The sequence below is a fragment of the Acinetobacter sp. YH12100 genome (assembly GCF_013419135.1).
GTDB lineage: Bacteria > Pseudomonadota > Gammaproteobacteria > Pseudomonadales > Moraxellaceae > Acinetobacter > Acinetobacter pseudolwoffii.
Genome location: NZ_VPAQ01000003.1, coordinates 41061 through 58343, shown reverse-complemented (window position 1 = coordinate 58343; position 17283 = coordinate 41061). Strand labels below are relative to the sequence as shown.

Sequence of the window (17283 nt, the reverse complement as noted above, 5' to 3'; positions counted from 1 at the left end):
TTTTAATATCAAAGTTTAAACCCGAACTCAAAATTTCTTACTAACAAAAAATCATCGGCAGGCTGAGCTTTAAATTAACGATGTTTAAGATTAGTCAGGTCTGACACTTTCGTTTTAGCCTGATCTTGCAATTCACGGTATTGTTGCAAACGCAGATTGGCTTTATCTCTAAGCTTCTTCTTGATGTACAAGGCCAAGGCAAAACTCGTCGTGGTCAGGGTCAGGAACATGCTGTTCATGAAACTCATCATCGAGCTGATATAACCAATCGTGGTCAGGCGATTCATCATATAGATCACTTGCGGGCTGCTTTCTACGCCGGTAATCGCCCAAGTACACAGATGTTCGCAATTATTGATAATCAGATGATAATTATTTTCATGCATTCTGGAACGCATGCGACGCACAACTTTACGGCCTTTATATTTCGCCGAGTCATAATGTTGCACATGAATCGCTTTGCCATGACTGAATTTTTCAATAGAGGTTATTTCAATGGGGCGTTTCTTGAATAAATGTGCAAAGCCCGAATAATGAATAACACGACCACGTCCAGCGTATATCCCATGATGGGTATAACCGAAATGTTTAACCATAAGGTGCGCTCCTATGGGAAACCGTTTAGTCTGTTGCATATCAGAATTAAGCCATTTAAAAAAGCATTGTAGTTTAATAACAAGTGTACTGCCTTTTGCTAAATTAATCGACGCTTTGCTTGAGTTTAGGCAGACAAGCAATAGGCGTATGCAGCAAGTGACTTGATCACCTGTATGGCAGAATTCAGATGAACATCTGTTCAGTAACACCTATAAATAGCCTAAGCTAACTTTTACATTTCAATAAAATCAGAAAAAGTGAGAGGAAGAAGTATTCAGATTTATTACCAATTACTCAACAGAAGGCAGAAGGTTGTGTAGTCGGATTTATACAATTGAACTCTCTAAGTTTGGTTCTTCTTCAATGTAATTAAAGCGACAGATATAAAAAAAGCACCTGGTTACACAAGTGCTTTTTTTGATCAGGCTAGAGCCTTTGCCGATTACTGCAAGGGCAAGTGTTGAAGTTCATTCAGTTCCTTACGGCTATAGCCGCGTGATACAAGAACCTTTTTGATTCCGATGATGATCTCTTCATCAGTTGCTTTAGACAAAGCTTCAAGAAGCTGTTCATTTGTCTTGAAAGAGCAATCATTTTCTACACAAGCAATCTGATTCTTGTGTTCATTGTGTTGTTCCACAGAAAACAACTTTTGCCAAAAACTCATAGAGCCTTCATACAACAACCTAACATAGAGTGAAATATAGCCAATTAAATAAATAAAGCAATAGGACCTATGTGATAAAAGCAGCAGTTAGTCTTTAAAATTTCCGATTGAAGCTCAAAGAGCTAACGATATTTTTAGCTGTACAAATGATAATTTGTTATTAAGTTATTGATTTAAGATATAAAAAAAGGAATTTCGAAAAACTCCTTTTTTGTAACAAGAAAATAAATTGAAACAAATTCTTTATCTTCTTTCTAACAATACGCCCGTTTCTACATGGTGCGTATATGGAAATTGATCAAACATAGCGAATTTGCTGATTTTATGGGTTTGAGACAACTGTTTCAGATTGTCATGCAATGTGTCTGGATTGCAAGAAATGTAAATAATACGCTGGAAACGTTGTAACAACTTCAGTGTTTCAGTATCAATCCCAGCACGCGGTGGATCGACAAATACCGTATCAAAATCATAAGTCGAAATATCGATTTGTGCTTCCTGCAAGCGGCGGAAAACACGTTCGCCATTATAAGCTTGAGTGAATTCTTCGGCAGACAGACGCGCAACCTGAATATTTTCAATCTGGTTCTGCTCAATATTCCACTCAGCTGCATAAACTGAAGATTTGGCTAATTCAGTGGCCAATACACGGCGGAACTTGGTTGAAAGCGGCAGAGTGAAGTTGCCATTACCACAGTAGAGTTCCAGCAAATCTTTATCTGATTGTTCCGCTGCATCACATGCCCATTCCAGCATTTTTTGACAAACTTGTGCATTGGGCTGGGTGAAGCTGCTTTCGATCTGCTTATATTTATAGCGACGATCAAAAACAGACAGTTCTTCCACCACATATTCATCAGTCAGGACAAATTTCTGGCCACGGCTGCGACCAATCAGTTTGATGTTGAGTTTTTCCGCCAGCGCTTTTGCTGCTGGTTCCCAGCTTTCATCCAGTTTACGGTGATAAATTAGGGATACCAGAACCTGACCACTTAAAGTCGCCAGAAAATGTACTTCAAACAGGCGATGACCCAGATTGGCATCTGCCTTGAATGCTGCCAGTAGTTGCGGCATCAAGTCATTAATACTGCGGTCTGCAATTGGAAACTCATCAATCCGAATCACTTTTTTATTGTTGTTCTCGTCACGTTCAAACATGGCATAAAACAGATCATCTTCAGTATGCCAGATCCGGAATTCAGCACGCATGCGGAAATATTTTTCAGGAGACTGGAATACTTCTAAAGCAGGTGGTTGATATTCGGCAAACTGAGCGCTGATGCGTTCAATTTTGGCTTCAAGTTGTTGCTGATAAGATGAGGTCATATGCAGTAAGAAATCGCAAATATTTTAAAGCGCAAATGGTAGCAAAAAATTGCCGATCTGCCTAAGCCTATTCTGGTAGAACGGCTTTAAAAACTGCATAAAAAAGACCAAACACTCTGAGGAGAAAAATTTGGTCATAAAGAGGAAATATTTGAACTAAAAATGCGGGATTTATTCGACTTATTTAGAGATTACCCATGGTCATTAAACTGGCATTGCCGCCTGCCGCCGCCGTATTGATGCTGATGGCGCGTTCAATCACCAATCGTTCGACCGGAATATCGTAGTTTCCCGAACTCCAATGAGTAACACTAATAATTGGACCTTTTCGGGCTGCAATGCGTTTCTGCAAATCAATCAGTTCAGCAGTGTCACCATGATGCAGGACGGCACCAAATGCACCTATTTCAATATTCCGGATCACTTTAAACTGCTTGCTGACCGCGGCCGGCATCGTTGGTAAATATTTCAGCATAAAAGTATTGTCCGCCAGTACCGCAGGACGACTGCCAACCGATAAAATCGCCAGAATTTGCTGAATCTGATCCTGCTCGGTATGTGCTAAGGATAAAACACTTTCTCGTGGCAAGATGATGTACTGATTATCCTCACCAGTTGGGCCTTGCAGGCTAAAGCTTTGACCAGTCGCAATTTGCATAGGCGCTTTTAAAGATAAAGTTGGGAAAGTTTTAGCTAACCAAGCTTTAAACTCCTGAACAAGGTGATTTTCAACAAGGGCTGGCTCCGCTTGAACTGCATAAGGCTGAGCCAGTTTTTTCTCGGATACGTGATGCATTAAACGGTAGATATACAACGGGCCACCCGCTTTCGGGCCGGTGCCGGACAAGCCTTCACCACCAAATGGCTGGACACCCACGACAGCACCAACGATATTGCGGTTGATATACAGGTTGCCGACTTCTGCTCGCGCAATCACGGTTTGCATGGTTTCATCAATGCGCGTGTGCAAACCCATAGTCAGGCCATAGCCCTTACTGTTGATCTGATCTAATAACTGTTCCAATTCGCCATATTTATAGCTGATCAGATGCAGTACCGGACCAAATACTTCACGTTCCAGATCATCCAGATTTGGCAGTTCAATCAGGGTTGGTGCAATGAATGTTCCTGGAGTTAATTCAGTCTGGTCTTGATTAAACATCAACTGATAAACTTTATGGCCTTTGCTGCGCATCTGCTCAATATGCTGTTGGATATTTTGTTGGGCTTCTGCATCAATCACCGGACCAATATCGGTTTTAAGCAAGACCGGATTGCCAACGCGCAACTGTTGCATCGCACCTTTGAGCATGTTGCGCACAGCCTCCAGATTATCTTCTTGCACACAGAGGACACGCAGGGCAGAACAGCGTTGACCGGCACTGTCATAGGCAGAGCTCACAACATCCAGCACCACCTGTTCGGTCAGGGCGGATGAATCCACAATCATGGCATTCTGACCACCGGTTTCAGCAATCAGGGTGACGCTTTCTCCAAACTGGTTTAGCCGTTCTGCAACGGTTTTTTGTAGAATTTGGGCGACCTCGGTTGAGCCGGTAAACATAATGCCCTGAATGCGTGAATCCGCACTGAGCTGCGCACCAATGCTTTCACCTTGACCCGGCAAGAGCTGTAAGACATCTTGCGGAATGCCCGCTTCCCATAAAATCTGCACCGCTTGTGCAGCAATCAGCGGGGTCTGTTCTGCCGGTTTGGCAATAACGGTATTGCCCGCGACCAGCGCTGCTGAAATCTGGCCGGTAAAAATTGCCAACGGGAAGTTCCATGGACTGATACACAGTACGGTACCCAAAGGTTGAATCTGTGTATTTTCAGCTAAATCCAACATCTGACCGGCATAGTAGCGCAAGAAATCTACCGCCTCCCGGACCTCGGCAATGGCATTGGCATAGGTTTTGCCAGCCTCACGGGACAGAATCACCATCAGTGTCAGCAAACGCTGTTCCATCAGATCCGCGGCTTTATTTAAGCAGGCTGCTCGCTCATTTTTTGGCAAATTGGCCCAGAAACCTTGTGCATTGACAGCTTGCGTTAAGGCAATTTCAGCCTGTTCCTGAGTCGCTTCATAGACTGTACCGACTACATCCTGATGTTGTGCCGGATTGATGATTTGCACTGCGTTACTTGTGTCGGTCACTGTAAACGCCGTTCCCATGGCTGCTGCCTGAAATTGTGTGTTTTTCAGGCTGGCAGCGACTTCATTTAAGGCGCTCAGCTCTGCATCATTGGCGAGATCCAGACCCGATGAGTTAATACGTGTGCCATACAGATCTTGCGGATAAGGAATATGCGGATGCTTGGCACCGATCATGACTTCCTGCTGTGCAGCTTTTAAAATCGTTTGTTGTGGATTCTCAATCAAATCTTCGATATTTAGGGTTTTGTCGGCAATCCGGTTGACAAAAGACGTATTTGCGCCATTTTCCAGCAAACGACGCACCAGATAAGCCAATAAGGTTTCATGATTGCCGACTGGCGCATAAATACGACAAGGTACACCGAGCTTATTCGCTGACTTGTCGCCCACCACATTTTCATACAAGGGTTCGCCCATGCCATGCAGACACTGGAATTCATATTGACCCGCATAATACTGCTCAGGTTGCGCCAGTTGGTAAATCGTGGCCACGGTTTGTGCATTATGCGTGGCAAATTGCGGATAGATATAATCCGGTTCAGCCAATAATTTACGCGCACAGGCGATATAAGACAGATCGGTATGCACCTTACGAGTGAATACCGGATAGTCCGACATGCCTTCAATCTGTGCTTTCTTGATCTCGCTGTCCCAATAGGCACCTTTGACCAGACGAATCATCAGGCGTTTCTGACTACGTTTGGCCAGATCAACAATATAATCTACCACATAGAAACAGCGTTTTTGATAGGCTTGAATCACAAAGCCAATGCCTTTCCAGTCTTGTAATTGCGGCTCAAAACACAGGCGTTCAAGCAGTTGCAAGGAAATTTCCAGACGATCAGTTTCTTCGGCATCAATGTTTAAACCGATATTGTACTGTTTCGCCAAGACCGCGAGTTTAAGCATTTTTCCATACAGTTCATCCTGTACCCGATCGACCTGCGCGCGCTGATAACGCGGATGCAGGGCAGAGAGTTTGATGGAAATGCCCGGGCCATCATAAACGTCTTTATCCTGCGAGGCTTGCCCGATGGCATGAATCGCTTGCTGATAATCCTGATAATAGCGTTCCGCATCCGGATCGGTCAGTGCTGCTTCACCAAGCATGTCATAGGAATAACGAAAGCCTTTTTCTTCCAGACGTTCTGCATTTTTCAGCGCCTCATCAATGGTTTCACCCGTCACAAACTGTTCGCCCATCATGCGCATGGCAACATCGACAGCCTTACGGATAATGCCGCGACCACTGCGCGCCAACATGCCGGTTAATAAACTGGACAGGCTTTTTTGCTGTGGGGTTTCCATTAATTTACCCGTCAGCATCAAGCCCCAGGCTGCGGCATTGACAAACATCAGCTGGCTTTGACCGAGATGTTCTTTCCAGTTGCCCTGATTGATCTTGTCGCGGATCAACAGGTCACGCGTGGCTTTGTCTGGAATCCGCAGCAAGGCTTCGGCCAGACACATCAGGGCAATGCCTTCCTGAGAAGATAGGGAAAATTCCTGTAACAATCCTTGTACGATGCCTGCTTTACCGCCTGAACTTTTACGTTCACGCAAGGAATGCGCCAGATCAAAGGCAAGCGCTTGAATCTTGTTGCTGAGTTCGGAGGAAATTTCACTATGCAGCAAGAGTTCTTCGACGCATTCAGTTTCCGCACGGCGCCATGCAGTGTTGATACGTTGTTCGTATTCATTTTTATCTTTGAATTCGGCGATATAATTTGGCTGCTTCATGGCATCTGAACCATAGGTGGGGCTTAGTGTGGTCGGCATAGTGACATCCTGTACTGCTGCAATCAGATCTAGCGGGGCTAACGAGTTTTAATCTATAATCACAGAATATTTGACGAATATCTCACTATAGTTTTTACATTTTTTAGAGAATAATTCTAATGCAGCCTCCTTATTTAAGCCTAGACCGTATAGATATTCGTATCCTGAGTTTATTACAATCCGATGCCAAATTATCCAATATTAAACTGGCTGAACTGGTAAATTTATCGCCGACCGCGGCACTGGCACGGGTGCAGAAACTGAGCAAAGAAGGCTATATTCTGGGCTACGAAGCCCGTCTGAATCCAAATCTGCTCAATAACGCTTTTGTGGTTTTTGTAGAGATTTTACTGGATAAAACCACACCGAATGTTTTAGATGAGTTTTCCCATGCAGTCCGGCAGATTCCAGAAATTATTGAATGTCATATGATCAGTGGCGGTTTTGATTTTGTGGTAAAAATCCGCTGCGCCAATATGGATGAATTCCGTAAAATTTCCGGGCAAATCTTGTGGCAACTGCCTGGGATCAAGGAAACACGCAGTTATCCGGTGATGGAGGTGATTAAAGAAAGTCAGCAGATCCATCTAAAAATACCGGGAAAATCTAAATAATTTGTAGCGTATTAACGACTAATCTAAAAAACACAAAAGGGACTTGAAAGTCCCTTTTATTGTATTGAATATCCAGACTATTTTTTCATTTCAGCCATTTCTTTTTGATATTCAGCTTTGGCCATTTCAAAACGATGTACCACATCATCATTCGGTGCCTTATCCACTAAGCTGACAATCACGATACTCAGGGTAGCCAGAATAAAACCGGGAATAATCTCGTACAGGCCGGTATCACCCATATAGTTTTTCCAGACGATTACCGTCACCGCACCGACCAGCATGCCGACAATCGCGCCGTTGAGGGTCATACGCTTCCAGAACAGAGACAAGATAATCAAGGGGCCAAATGCTGCACCAAAGCCTGCCCAGGCATAAGCCACCAGACCTAAAACCTTGCTGTTCGGATTAATCGCCAAGGCAATCGCAATTAACGCAATCACTAAAACCATAGCACGACCGACCCAGATCAGTTCTTTTTGTGAGGCATTTTTGCGCAGGAAGCTCTTGTATAAATCTTCAGTCAGGGTGGTTGAACAGACCAGAAGCTGACAGCTCAAGGTGCTCATAATCGCCGCCAAGATAGCTGCAAGTACGATGCCAGCGACCCATGGATTAAACAGGATTTTAGTCAATTCCATAAACACGGTTTCAGGGTTCTGGTTCACCACCGAGGCGAATGTTGGATTAACGGTGAAATAGGCAATCCCGATATAACCAGCTGCCACTGCGCCGCCTAGACACAGAATCATCCAGGTCATGCCAATACGGCGTGCAGCAGGAATGGTCTTCACTGAATCTGCTGCCATGAAGCGCACCAGAATATGCGGTTGACCAAAATAACCCAAACCCCAGGCCAGACTGGAAATAATCGCCACCACGCTTAAGCCTTCAAGCATACTGGACGCATGTGGACGGGCAGATTCAAGGATGACACTCACTTGCTGGCTATTGTCACCCAAGGCCAGGAAGGTAATGATCGGGGTCAGCAACAGTGCAAAGATCATCAAACCGGCCTGAAACGTATCCGTCCAGCTGATCGCCAGAAAACCACCAATACACACATATAAAATTGTCGCCATCGCACCGATGATAAGCGCCGTGGTGTAATTCCAGCCGAACAGGCTTTCAAACAGGCGTGCACCTGCGACCATGCCCGAGGCACAATAAATTGCAAAGAACACCAGAATCACCAAGGCAGACAAGACCCGTAAAATGCGTTTGCGGTCGGAAAAACGGCTGGTGAAATAATCTGGCAGGGTCAGGGCGTTATTCTGGTATTCGGTATGCGCCCGTAGACGACCTGCCACCAGTAACCAGTTTAGCCACGCTCCGATAATCAGGCCGATGGCAATCCAGGCTTCTGACAGGCCAGACAGGTAAATTGCGCCCGGAAGACCCATCAGCAGCCAGCCACTCATATCTGATGCACCTGCGGAAAGAGCTGTAACGACACTGCCCAGACTACGTCCACCTAAAATATATTCATCAAAATTGGAGGTTGCACGGTAAGCATATAAACCGATTGCAATCATGGCGATAATATAAAACATGAAGGTAATCAGGGTCGGATTTAAATAAGTCATAGGCAGGGCATCCTGTAAATATGGAAACCATCGTTCCAGATGATTTTTTGTACGGAGATCACAAGGCAGTGATTCAAGCACGGTTTAAAAATTACACTCTGTAACATTTACACAGCTTTTATGTATGTTTATTGTAAATACCAATTTAACTAGATGGAACTTAAGGAAAGTTAAGCCACTTAACAGCGAGAGATAAAGTATTGGATTGAGGCAAAACAAGCTAATTCAGGATAAGCGATTAAAAGATTTAAATTTTAGCTTTTTATTTACATGATCTTACAAAACTCACAGCTTTACTGTATTGGTAATAAATCGTAGCAAATTTAAGTTAAAGTCCTCCTATTCGCTCTGTATTTGTTTGCTCATATTGAGACCACACCAAATACGGTGCATCGCCAAGGTATTTTTTAGTGGACAATATGCTGCAAATCGAACCGACCCGCATTGAACGTGACTTATTGGGGGAAAAACAGATCCCATTACACAGCTATTATGGGATTCACACTTTACGTGCCATCGAAAATTTCCAGATTTCAGGATTGGCTATAGGGCAACAATCACATTTTATTCGTGCATTGGCTCAGGTCAAAAAAGCTTCGGCACAGACCAACCTGCATTTTCAAAAAATATCCGAGCAGACGAGTACTGCTATTCAAAAAGCCTGTAATGAATTGATTCAGCATCCTGAAAACTGGCAAGCGGCCTTTCCACTTGATCCTTATCAGGGCGGTGCTGGTACGTCAATTAATATGAATGCCAATGAAGTCATTGCCAATATCGCCTTAGAGATCTTGGGGCATCATAAAGGTGAGTATCACATCCTGCATCCGAATGATCATGTGAATACTTCGCAATCGACCAATGATGTCTATCCAACCGCTTTACGTTTGGCAACTTATAGCAGCCTGAATGAATTATTGGCAGTGCTGAAAGCACTGATTGACTGTTTATATACGAAGGCAGCCGAATTTCAGTATGTGATCAAGATGGGGCGTACCCAGTTGCAAGATGCCGTCCCGATGACCATGGAGCAGGAATTCCGGGCTTTTGCGACTTTATTAAAGGAAGATTTAAAACTGATTGAGCAGATGCGCCAGTTATTGCTGGAAGTCAATTTAGGTGCAACAGCGATCGGGACTGGGGTAAACACGCCGCCAGGTTATGCGACGCGAGTCGTCGAAACTTTGGCGCACCTGACGGGGCTGCCTTTAAAAGGTGCAGAAGATTATGTGGAGGCCACCAGTGATTGTGGTGTCTTTATTATCTTGTCGAGCAGTTTAAAACGCCTGGCAGTGAAACTGTCCAAAATCTGTAATGACTTGCGCTTGCTTAGCTCGGGACCACGTACAGGTCTGGCTGAAATTCGCTTACCGGAATTGCAGGCAGGCTCATCGATTATGCCAGCAAAAATCAATCCTGTGATTCCGGAAGTGGTCAATCAGATTGCCTTCCGGGTCATCGGTAATGATTTGACCATTACTATGGCAGCGGAAGCTGGGCAGTTACAACTGAATGTGATGGAACCTGTGATTGCCCTGACCATGAATGAGTCGATTCAATTGTTGACTCAAGGCATGCAAACCCTGAATCAGAAATGTATTGCTGGCATTCAGGCCAATGAAGAAATCTGTTTAAGTTCGGTCATGCGCAGTGTCGGGATTGTGACCTTACTTGAGCCGATTCTGGGGCATGCCAAATGTGATGAAATTGGTAAACAATGTATGCGTGAAAATAAAACCGTGCCGCAAGTGGTATTGGAACTCGGTTTATTAAGCGAAACACAATTAGAAGAAATCTTTGCATTTGAAAATCTGGTGTCTGAAATACCTGTAGCAGAGAGTCAGCTCGAACAGGTTTCTTGATAGCATAAATTGTCTTGAAACAGCTCAACTCAACTGATTGTTGTGATTTTGACAATTTGCCTCAAGTTCGATATGTGGATTTGAGGCATTTTCATCTAGACTAGGGTCTGAACTTTATTTGGCTGGGTAAATGGCGATGTTTGATAAAATCAGTGCATTATTTAAAACTAATAAACCGACTGCTGCACAGTTATATTTAGACGAGCAGAATATCCAGCATGTCGAAGGCACAGGTTATATCGTGGATGGCATTGACTTAAATCAGGAACTGGCCGCACGCTTAGAATATTTGTCCAATCGCCGTCTAAAACAGTTTGATGATTTAAAAGCTTTATACGACACCGCGATGCTGATCAATGAAAAGATTGATCTGGAAATTGCCCATCAGCGTTTTAATGTGACTTTGGGAAATACCGAAGAGAACCTGCTGCAATTTAAAATGATCCTCAAGAAGTTAAATGATTATTATCGTAACTTTCTGCGAGAGAAAAAATAAGTGTTAAAAGTGGCTTGAAATCGAAGCGTATGGATGTGGCAAGACTGCATAAAAATAACAAAATATCCTGAGATCATCGTGCTAGTATAAGCCTCAGGTTATTTAGACTTTAAAGCTATATCCATGTTCCAACAAGAAATTTCCCAACTCAATTTACCACAACTCAAAGCAGGCGAGAAACGCTGGTTAGGCAATCTGCAAGGTTCCTCGACGGCATTGTTGCTCAAAGAAATCGTGCAGCAGCAATCGCGTTTATTTATTGTGATTGCACGCAATAACCAGCATTTGGGTCAACTGGAAAGTGAACTGGAATTTTATGGGATTAAACCCACGATTTTTCCAGATTGGGAAATTTTGCCTTATGACCGCCTGTCTCCGCACCAGGATATTGTCTCGGAACGTCTGGCGATTTTATCCAATATGCCAAAAACTGGCGTGCTGTTACTTTCTGCCTCAACCTTGGCACAGCGTGTCGCACCGACTTCATGGATTTTGGGTGAACATTTTGATATTCACGTCGGACAGAAATTCGATCTGGAACAACAGAAGAAAAAGCTGATTCAGGCCGGTTATCATCTGGTCGATACGGTTTATGATCCGGGTGAGTTTGCGGTACGCGGCAGTATCATGGATATTTATGCCTCGGGGCAGGAAGCACCGATTCGGATTGACCTGTTTGATGATGAAATTGAAAGCCTGAAATTTTTTGATTCCGAAACTCAGCGCACCACACAAAGTTTGCAACAGTTTACCGTATTGCCGGCACAGGAATTTCCGCTCAAGGAAGGCCGTGCGACGTTCCGTGACCGCTATGCCGAATTTTTCCCGACTGCCAATCCGAAGAAAAACCCGATCTATCTAGATGTGATCGAGGGCATTGTTTCACCGGGAATCGAGTTTTATTTGCCCTTGTTTTTCAGTGCTGAGGCCATGCAAGACCAAAGCTCACTTATTTCGTACTTACCAAAGAATGGCATTGTCATTACAGATCGGGCTTTAGACGAGAGTTTGACCCAATTCTGGCAAGATGTGGTGCGCCGTTATGAAGATCGCCGTCACAATGTTGATCAGCCGATCCTACCCCCAGACAGCCTGTTCTTTCAAACCAATCAGGTTCTGGAGCAGCTGAATCAATTTGCACGTATTATTGCCGCCCAAACGCCTTTTGACCAAAAAGCCGGCGTGTTGAACCTCGATACCCAGTTGCCACCACGTCTGCCTGTCGATCCAAAACGTGAAAAACCATTTATTGAAGTCAAAAAATATATCGATCAGGTCAATCATCCGGTGCTGCTGGTGGCCGAGAGTGCCGGACGCCGTGAAAGCTTAAAAGATGCGTTACGACCAAGTCTGGGTGATATTCCGACGGTTGATAACTTTGAGAGTTTTATCACCTCCCTGTATGCGATTGCGATTACCAATGCGCCATTAGAGCGTGGTCTGGTGCTGACCGATCGTGTCAGCATTATTTCTGAAAACCAGCTCTATGAACATCGCGTGGTACAACGCCGCCGTAAACGTCAGCAGGAAGTTTCAGAAGAATTTCTGATCCGCAGTCTGACTGAACTGACCATGGGCGCGCCTGTGGTGCATATCGATTATGGAGTGGGGCGTTATGCCGGTCTGGTCACCTTAAGTATTGATGATCAGGATCATGAATTCTTGCAGCTGGATTATGCCGATGCGGCCAAAGTCTATGTGCCGGTGACCAATCTGCATTTAATCAGCCGATATAGCGGTGGTGATCCGGATCTGGCACCATTGCATAAGCTCGGGACAGATGCATGGAATAAAGCCAAACATAAAGCGCTGGAACAGATTCATGATGTTGCGGCCGAGTTGCTGCATATTCAGGCACGCCGTGTCTCTAAACCCGGCATCAGTTTTGAAATTGATCAAAGTCTGTACATGCAGTTTGCTAGTGGCTTTGCCTATGAAGAAACACTGGATCAGGCCAATGCGATTGAAGCCACGCTGCATGACATGCAACAAGCCAAACCGATGGATCGACTGGTCTGTGGTGATGTCGGCTTTGGTAAAACGGAAGTGGCGATGCGTGCTGCATTTGTTGCGGTACAGAATAACCGGCAGGTGGCGATTCTGGTGCCGACCACCTTGCTGGCACAGCAGCACTATGATTCATTCAAAGACCGCTTTGCCGATTGGCCGGTCCGGATTGAAGTGCTGTCACGTTTCGGTTCTTCCAAAGCACATACCAAGACCATTGACGACCTGATTGAAGGCAAAGTGGATATCGTGATTGGTACGCATAAAATTTTGCAGGAAAATGTCCAGTTTAAAAATCTTGGCCTGATGATTGTCGATGAAGAACATCGCTTCGGAGTACGTGACAAGGAGCGGATCAAGGCGATGCGTGCCGATGTGGATATGTTGACCCTGACAGCCACTCCAATTCCGCGTACACTAAATATGGCCTTTAGTGGCATGCGTGATCTATCGATTATTGCCACACCGCCGGCACGCCGTCTTGCGGTGAAAACCTTTGTGCAAGAACATACCGATGACACCATTAAAGAAGCGATTCTGCGTGAACTGTTGCGTGGTGGTCAGGTCTATTTCCTGCACAATGAAGTCGATACGATTGACCGTGCCGCCGAGCATATCCGTACATTGGTGCCGGAAGCGCGGGTGATTGTGGCCCACGGGCAGATGCGTGAACGTGAACTGGAGCAGGTCATGCAACAGTTCTATCATAAAGAATACAATGTTCTGGTGTGTTCGACCATTATTGAAACCGGGATTGATGTCCCGAATGCCAATACCATTTTGATTGAACGTGCAGACAAACTGGGCCTGGCACAATTACATCAGCTCCGTGGCCGAGTCGGGCGCTCGCATCATCAGGCCTATGCCTATTTAATGGTGCCGTCTTTAAAAGCCTTAAAAGGCGATGCCGAAAAACGTCTGGATGCGATCCAGCGTGCTTCGACCTTGGGGGCCGGATTTATGCTGGCCACCGAAGATCTGGAAATTCGCGGGGCAGGTGAATTACTCGGTGAACAGCAGAGCGGTTCAATGCAGGCGATTGGTTATAGCCTATATATGGAAATGCTGGAAAAAGCCACCAAAGCCATTCAAAAAGGTAAAACCCCAAACTTCGATGCACCCTTGTCATTGACTGCAGAAATTACCCTGCATATGCCAGCGCTCATTCCGGATGATTATCTCGGAGATGTGCATCAGCGTCTGTTGTTCTATAAGCGTATCAGTAATACTGATACTCAGGAAAAACTGGACAATATCCGGATGGAATTGATCGACCGTTTTGGCATACCGCCACAACCGGTCAAACAGCTCTTTGCCGTACATCAGATTCGTCTCAAAGCCGAGCAGCTTGGCATCACCAAAATTGATATTAGTGCTCAAGGTGGGCATGTGGAATTCGCGCCAGATACCCCGGTTCAGGCCATGACCATTATCCAGATGATGCAGAAACATCCAACCTATTTCCGGATGAATGGCGGGCAACGTCTTAAGGTCATGGTCATGCTGGAAGATTACCAAAAGCGGATTCAGTTTATTCAGGATTTGCTGGACAGTCTATTGAAAGAAGTGGGCTAATTTGATTTAGACTAAATCAGTTTAAAACTTCATGATACATTTCATTTTCATTGAAATTTTCAGGAATGATAAACCAGATTTTTTAATGAAATGTTCGAACAAATTCTCGTGATGCGCCTTGCAACAAATCATGAGAATTTGTCTTTAAACCCATTGCTTTCAATATTCAGCTTCGGTTGGATATGTTAGTATTAGCCATCATTCTAATTTTGCATCATTTATAAAGATATGTTTAGTTTGCATCCACAACTTGCTCAAGATACTTTTTTTGTAGGCGACTTTCCTTTGTCAACATGTCGTTTGATGAATGATATGCAATTTCCCTGGCTGATCCTGATTCCACGTGTGCCGGGTGTCTCTGAATTATATGAATTGAGCCAAGCTGACCAAGAGCAGTTTTTACGTGAATCAAGCTGGTTATCAAGCCAGCTGGCACGTGTTTTCCGTGCGGATAAAATGAATGTCGCGGCATTGGGCAATATGGTTCCGCAATTGCATTTTCATCATGTGGTTCGTTATCAGAACGATGTAGCATGGCCGAAGCCTGTTTGGGGTACACCAGCTGTTCCTTATAGCAGTGAAGTATTGGCACATATGCGTCAAACACTCATGCTGGCGCTACGTGGTCAAGGCGATATGCCATTTGACTGGCGTATGGACTGATTAGCCCCAAGTATTCCGAGATCTATGAACGATTGCGGATTTCAGGGAGTGACTGAATGCAATTAGACGACTGGATTCAAAAAGAACCACAACAGTTTGAATATTTTCATCGCTTGATGGGCTATATCATGCTGTCTCTGGTTTTGGTCGTCTTTCATTACACTGAACCGGATACTCAGTATCAGCTCTTTGTTCCTGTGTTTTTATTCCTGATTTTATTGATTAGCTCGAAACTGTCGCGCTGGTTGATCTATCGCCATGATTATCGTATTCGGCGCAATGTTCTTTTTCTGATTGATGTTATTGTCATTGTAGTGGTTTTAGCCGCAGTACAGCTGGATTTGGTATTGTCCTTGCTGGGTTTGGTGGCAATACTCTATACCGCGATCAGTAATAAAATTTCATTGATGATGGCTTCTCTGGCCAGTCTGGTCGGGATCACCGTTTTTTATCTGGCCAATATTCTGGTCTTTGGTTTTGGGACTTATTTTGAACCGACAAGCAGTGAACTAACGGTTTTAGGCTTCATCTGCCTGATTACCTATTTTGGTGTCGGAAGTTTTTATCAGAGTGGTCGTGTGCAGTATATGACCCAGAAGAAAAATCATTATTTTGAACAGATGAACCGTTATATGGAATTTGCCAATCAGCTGAGTCGTTATGCGCCTGTGCAGTTGTGGCAATCCATCATGAAAGGTGAATCTGAAGCGAAAATTGAATATAAACGTAAAAAGTTAACAATTTTCTTCTCGGATATTCAAGGCTTTACAGAACTGTCTGAAACGCTTATTCCAGATGATTTAGCATTCTTGCTCAATGATTATTTGCGGCATATGACCGAAATCGCCAAAAATTATGAAGCGACTGTCGATAAATTTATGGGTGATGCCATCCTGATTTTCTTTGGTGATCCAAACTCTGAAGGCGTAGAGCAGGATGCCAAGAACTGTATGGAAATGGCGATTGCCATGCGTCAGCAAATGAAACTGCTGCGTGAGCGCTGGATTAAAATGGGTTATCCGCCACTGCATATCCGTATGGGTATTTCGACCGGTTATTGCCACGTCGGGAATTATGGTGCGACGCATCGGATGGCCTATACCATTGTAGGACGGGATGCCAATCTGGCAGCGCGCTTACAGAGCGCAGCTGAAGTGGATGAAATCCTGATTTCAGAAGATACTCATAATCTGATCAAAAATGATTATTTATGTGCGCCGAAGAAACCAATTTTCTTGAAAGGCATTAAAGCACCGGTAAGAACTTGGCAGCTAATGGAAAAATATGCATCGCAGAAAGTTGAGTATCAACGTTGGTTCGACTATGAATATAAAGGCTTTCATTTACTGCTCAATCTGGACGAAGTACAAAACTTTGAATATCCAGAATTGATTCATGTACTGGAAAAAATGATTAAACGCATTGAAACTCAGCAGAAATTGACCAACTCTCAAGGCATCGTCAAGCTTAAACTTGAAGATGAAGTGATTGAGCATCTCCAGCCACAAGACGAATTTGAATCACTCAAAGACTCCAAAGTAATTTAATCATTCTCATAAATATAAAAAACCACGTCTAAGCGTGGTTTTTTATATGATCTTTCAAGAAAAATCTTAATGATTTTCCGAAGCGTGATTGATGGTGTATTTTGGAATTTCAATTTCCAGATCTTCATCGACCAGTGTGACCTGACAAGAAAGACGCGAATCAGGTTCCAGACCCCAAGCGCGATCCAGTAAATCTGCTTCTACATCATCCATTTCTTCGAGGCTGTCGAAGCCTTGACGTACCACAACGTGGCACGTCGTACATGCAGCTGACATATCGCAGGCATGTTCGATTTTAATGCCATTTTTGAGCAGGCTTTCACACAGGTTGGCATTGTGTTCGACTTCAAACTCAGCACCTTCGGGGCAAATCTGCGCATGTGGAAGAACTTTAATACGTGGCATA

General features: G+C 44.3%; 12 protein-coding genes. 6 read left to right on the top strand and 6 right to left on the bottom strand.

What is annotated here, in order from left to right; genetic code table 11:
• Positions 1–74: 74 nt before the first annotated feature.
• The 4 genes from FTU40_RS03395 to putA form a co-directional block, all read right to left on the bottom strand.
• Positions 75–635 carry a lecithin retinol acyltransferase family protein gene (locus tag FTU40_RS03395; protein ID WP_034608524.1) on the bottom strand — a complete coding sequence of 187 codons (561 nt, stop codon included), beginning with the start codon at positions 633–635 and terminating at the stop codon, positions 75–77.
• Positions 636–1039: 404 nt separating this feature from the next.
• Positions 1040–1264 (bottom strand): hypothetical protein, encoded by a 225-nt coding sequence (locus FTU40_RS03390; protein ID WP_005096749.1) that lies wholly within the window; start codon positions 1262–1264, stop codon positions 1040–1042.
• Positions 1265–1507: 243 nt separating this feature from the next.
• Positions 1508–2590, bottom strand: coding sequence for a tRNA (uridine(54)-C5)-methyltransferase TrmA (gene trmA, locus FTU40_RS03385; RefSeq protein WP_180039783.1), 1083 nt, complete (start codon positions 2588–2590; stop codon positions 1508–1510).
• Positions 2591–2774: 184 nt separating this feature from the next.
• Positions 2775–6488, bottom strand: coding sequence for a trifunctional transcriptional regulator/proline dehydrogenase/L-glutamate gamma-semialdehyde dehydrogenase (gene putA / locus FTU40_RS03380; protein ID WP_373686045.1), 3714 nt, complete (start codon positions 6486–6488; stop codon positions 2775–2777).
• A gap of 158 nt (positions 6489–6646) precedes the next feature.
• Here putA and FTU40_RS03375 point away from each other — a divergent pair, with 158 nt between their 5' ends.
• Positions 6647–7141: an Lrp/AsnC ligand binding domain-containing protein gene (locus FTU40_RS03375; protein ID WP_005096755.1), complete on the top strand. Its 495-nt coding sequence runs from the start codon at positions 6647–6649 to the stop codon at positions 7139–7141.
• Positions 7142–7218: 77 nt separating this feature from the next.
• Here the strand turns inward: FTU40_RS03375 and putP are convergent, their stop codons facing one another.
• Complete coding sequence (gene putP / locus FTU40_RS03370) at positions 7219–8727, bottom strand: sodium/proline symporter PutP (RefSeq protein WP_180039780.1); 1509 nt, start codon at positions 8725–8727, stop codon at positions 7219–7221.
• Between the two features lie 419 nt (positions 8728–9146).
• Between putP and aspA the strand changes: the two genes are divergently transcribed.
• The 5 genes from aspA to FTU40_RS03345 all read left to right on the top strand — a co-directional run bounded on the left by aspA (position 9147) and on the right by FTU40_RS03345 (position 16877).
• Positions 9147–10589: an aspartate ammonia-lyase gene (aspA, locus tag FTU40_RS03365; protein WP_005096757.1), complete on the top strand. Its 1443-nt coding sequence runs from the start codon at positions 9147–9149 to the stop codon at positions 10587–10589.
• A 130-nt stretch (positions 10590–10719) separates the two neighbouring features.
• On the top strand, positions 10720–11085 hold the full coding sequence (locus FTU40_RS03360) for a hypothetical protein (RefSeq protein ID WP_005171129.1): 366 nt from the start codon (positions 10720–10722) through the stop codon (positions 11083–11085).
• Positions 11086–11208: 123 nt separating this feature from the next.
• Positions 11209–14667 carry a transcription-repair coupling factor gene (gene mfd, locus FTU40_RS03355; RefSeq protein ID WP_180039778.1) on the top strand — a complete coding sequence of 1153 codons (3459 nt, stop codon included), beginning with the start codon at positions 11209–11211 and terminating at the stop codon, positions 14665–14667.
• A 228-nt stretch (positions 14668–14895) separates the two neighbouring features.
• Positions 14896–15330 carry an HIT domain-containing protein gene (locus tag FTU40_RS03350; RefSeq protein ID WP_004646760.1) on the top strand — a complete coding sequence of 145 codons (435 nt, stop codon included), beginning with the start codon at positions 14896–14898 and terminating at the stop codon, positions 15328–15330.
• 56 nt (positions 15331–15386) lie between these two features.
• Positions 15387–16877: an adenylate/guanylate cyclase domain-containing protein gene (locus tag FTU40_RS03345; RefSeq protein ID WP_005171127.1), complete on the top strand. Its 1491-nt coding sequence runs from the start codon at positions 15387–15389 to the stop codon at positions 16875–16877.
• Between the two features lie 66 nt (positions 16878–16943).
• On the opposite strand, the gene fdx is transcribed toward FTU40_RS03345, so the two are convergent.
• On the bottom strand, positions 16944–17282 hold the full coding sequence (gene fdx / locus FTU40_RS03340) for an ISC system 2Fe-2S type ferredoxin (protein ID WP_005171126.1): 339 nt from the start codon (positions 17280–17282) through the stop codon (positions 16944–16946).
• Position 17283 lies beyond the last annotated feature (1 nt).

Excerpts from the sequence above, each read along its gene's own strand:
- fdx (WP_005171126.1), bottom strand. The coding sequence starts at position 17,282 with ATGCCACGTATTAAAGTTCTTCCACATGCGCAGATTTGCCCCGAAGGT.
- aspA (WP_005096757.1), top strand. The coding sequence starts at position 9,147 with ATGCTGCAAATCGAACCGACCCGCATTGAACGTGACTTATTGGGGGAA.
- putP (WP_180039780.1), bottom strand. The coding sequence starts at position 8,727 with ATGACTTATTTAAATCCGACCCTGATTACCTTCATGTTTTATATTATC.
- FTU40_RS03360 (WP_005171129.1), top strand. The coding sequence starts at position 10,720 with ATGGCGATGTTTGATAAAATCAGTGCATTATTTAAAACTAATAAACCG.
- FTU40_RS03350 (WP_004646760.1), top strand. The coding sequence starts at position 14,896 with ATGTTTAGTTTGCATCCACAACTTGCTCAAGATACTTTTTTTGTAGGC.
- FTU40_RS03390 (WP_005096749.1), bottom strand. The coding sequence starts at position 1,264 with ATGAGTTTTTGGCAAAAGTTGTTTTCTGTGGAACAACACAATGAACAC.
- trmA (WP_180039783.1), bottom strand. The coding sequence starts at position 2,590 with ATGACCTCATCTTATCAGCAACAACTTGAAGCCAAAATTGAACGCATC.
- putA (WP_373686045.1), bottom strand. The coding sequence starts at position 6,488 with ATGAAGCAGCCAAATTATATCGCCGAATTCAAAGATAAAAATGAATAC.
- FTU40_RS03395 (WP_034608524.1), bottom strand. The coding sequence starts at position 635 with ATGCAACAGACTAAACGGTTTCCCATAGGAGCGCACCTTATGGTTAAA.
- FTU40_RS03375 (WP_005096755.1), top strand. The coding sequence starts at position 6,647 with ATGCAGCCTCCTTATTTAAGCCTAGACCGTATAGATATTCGTATCCTG.
- FTU40_RS03345 (WP_005171127.1), top strand. The coding sequence starts at position 15,387 with ATGCAATTAGACGACTGGATTCAAAAAGAACCACAACAGTTTGAATAT.
- mfd (WP_180039778.1), top strand. The coding sequence starts at position 11,209 with ATGTTCCAACAAGAAATTTCCCAACTCAATTTACCACAACTCAAAGCA.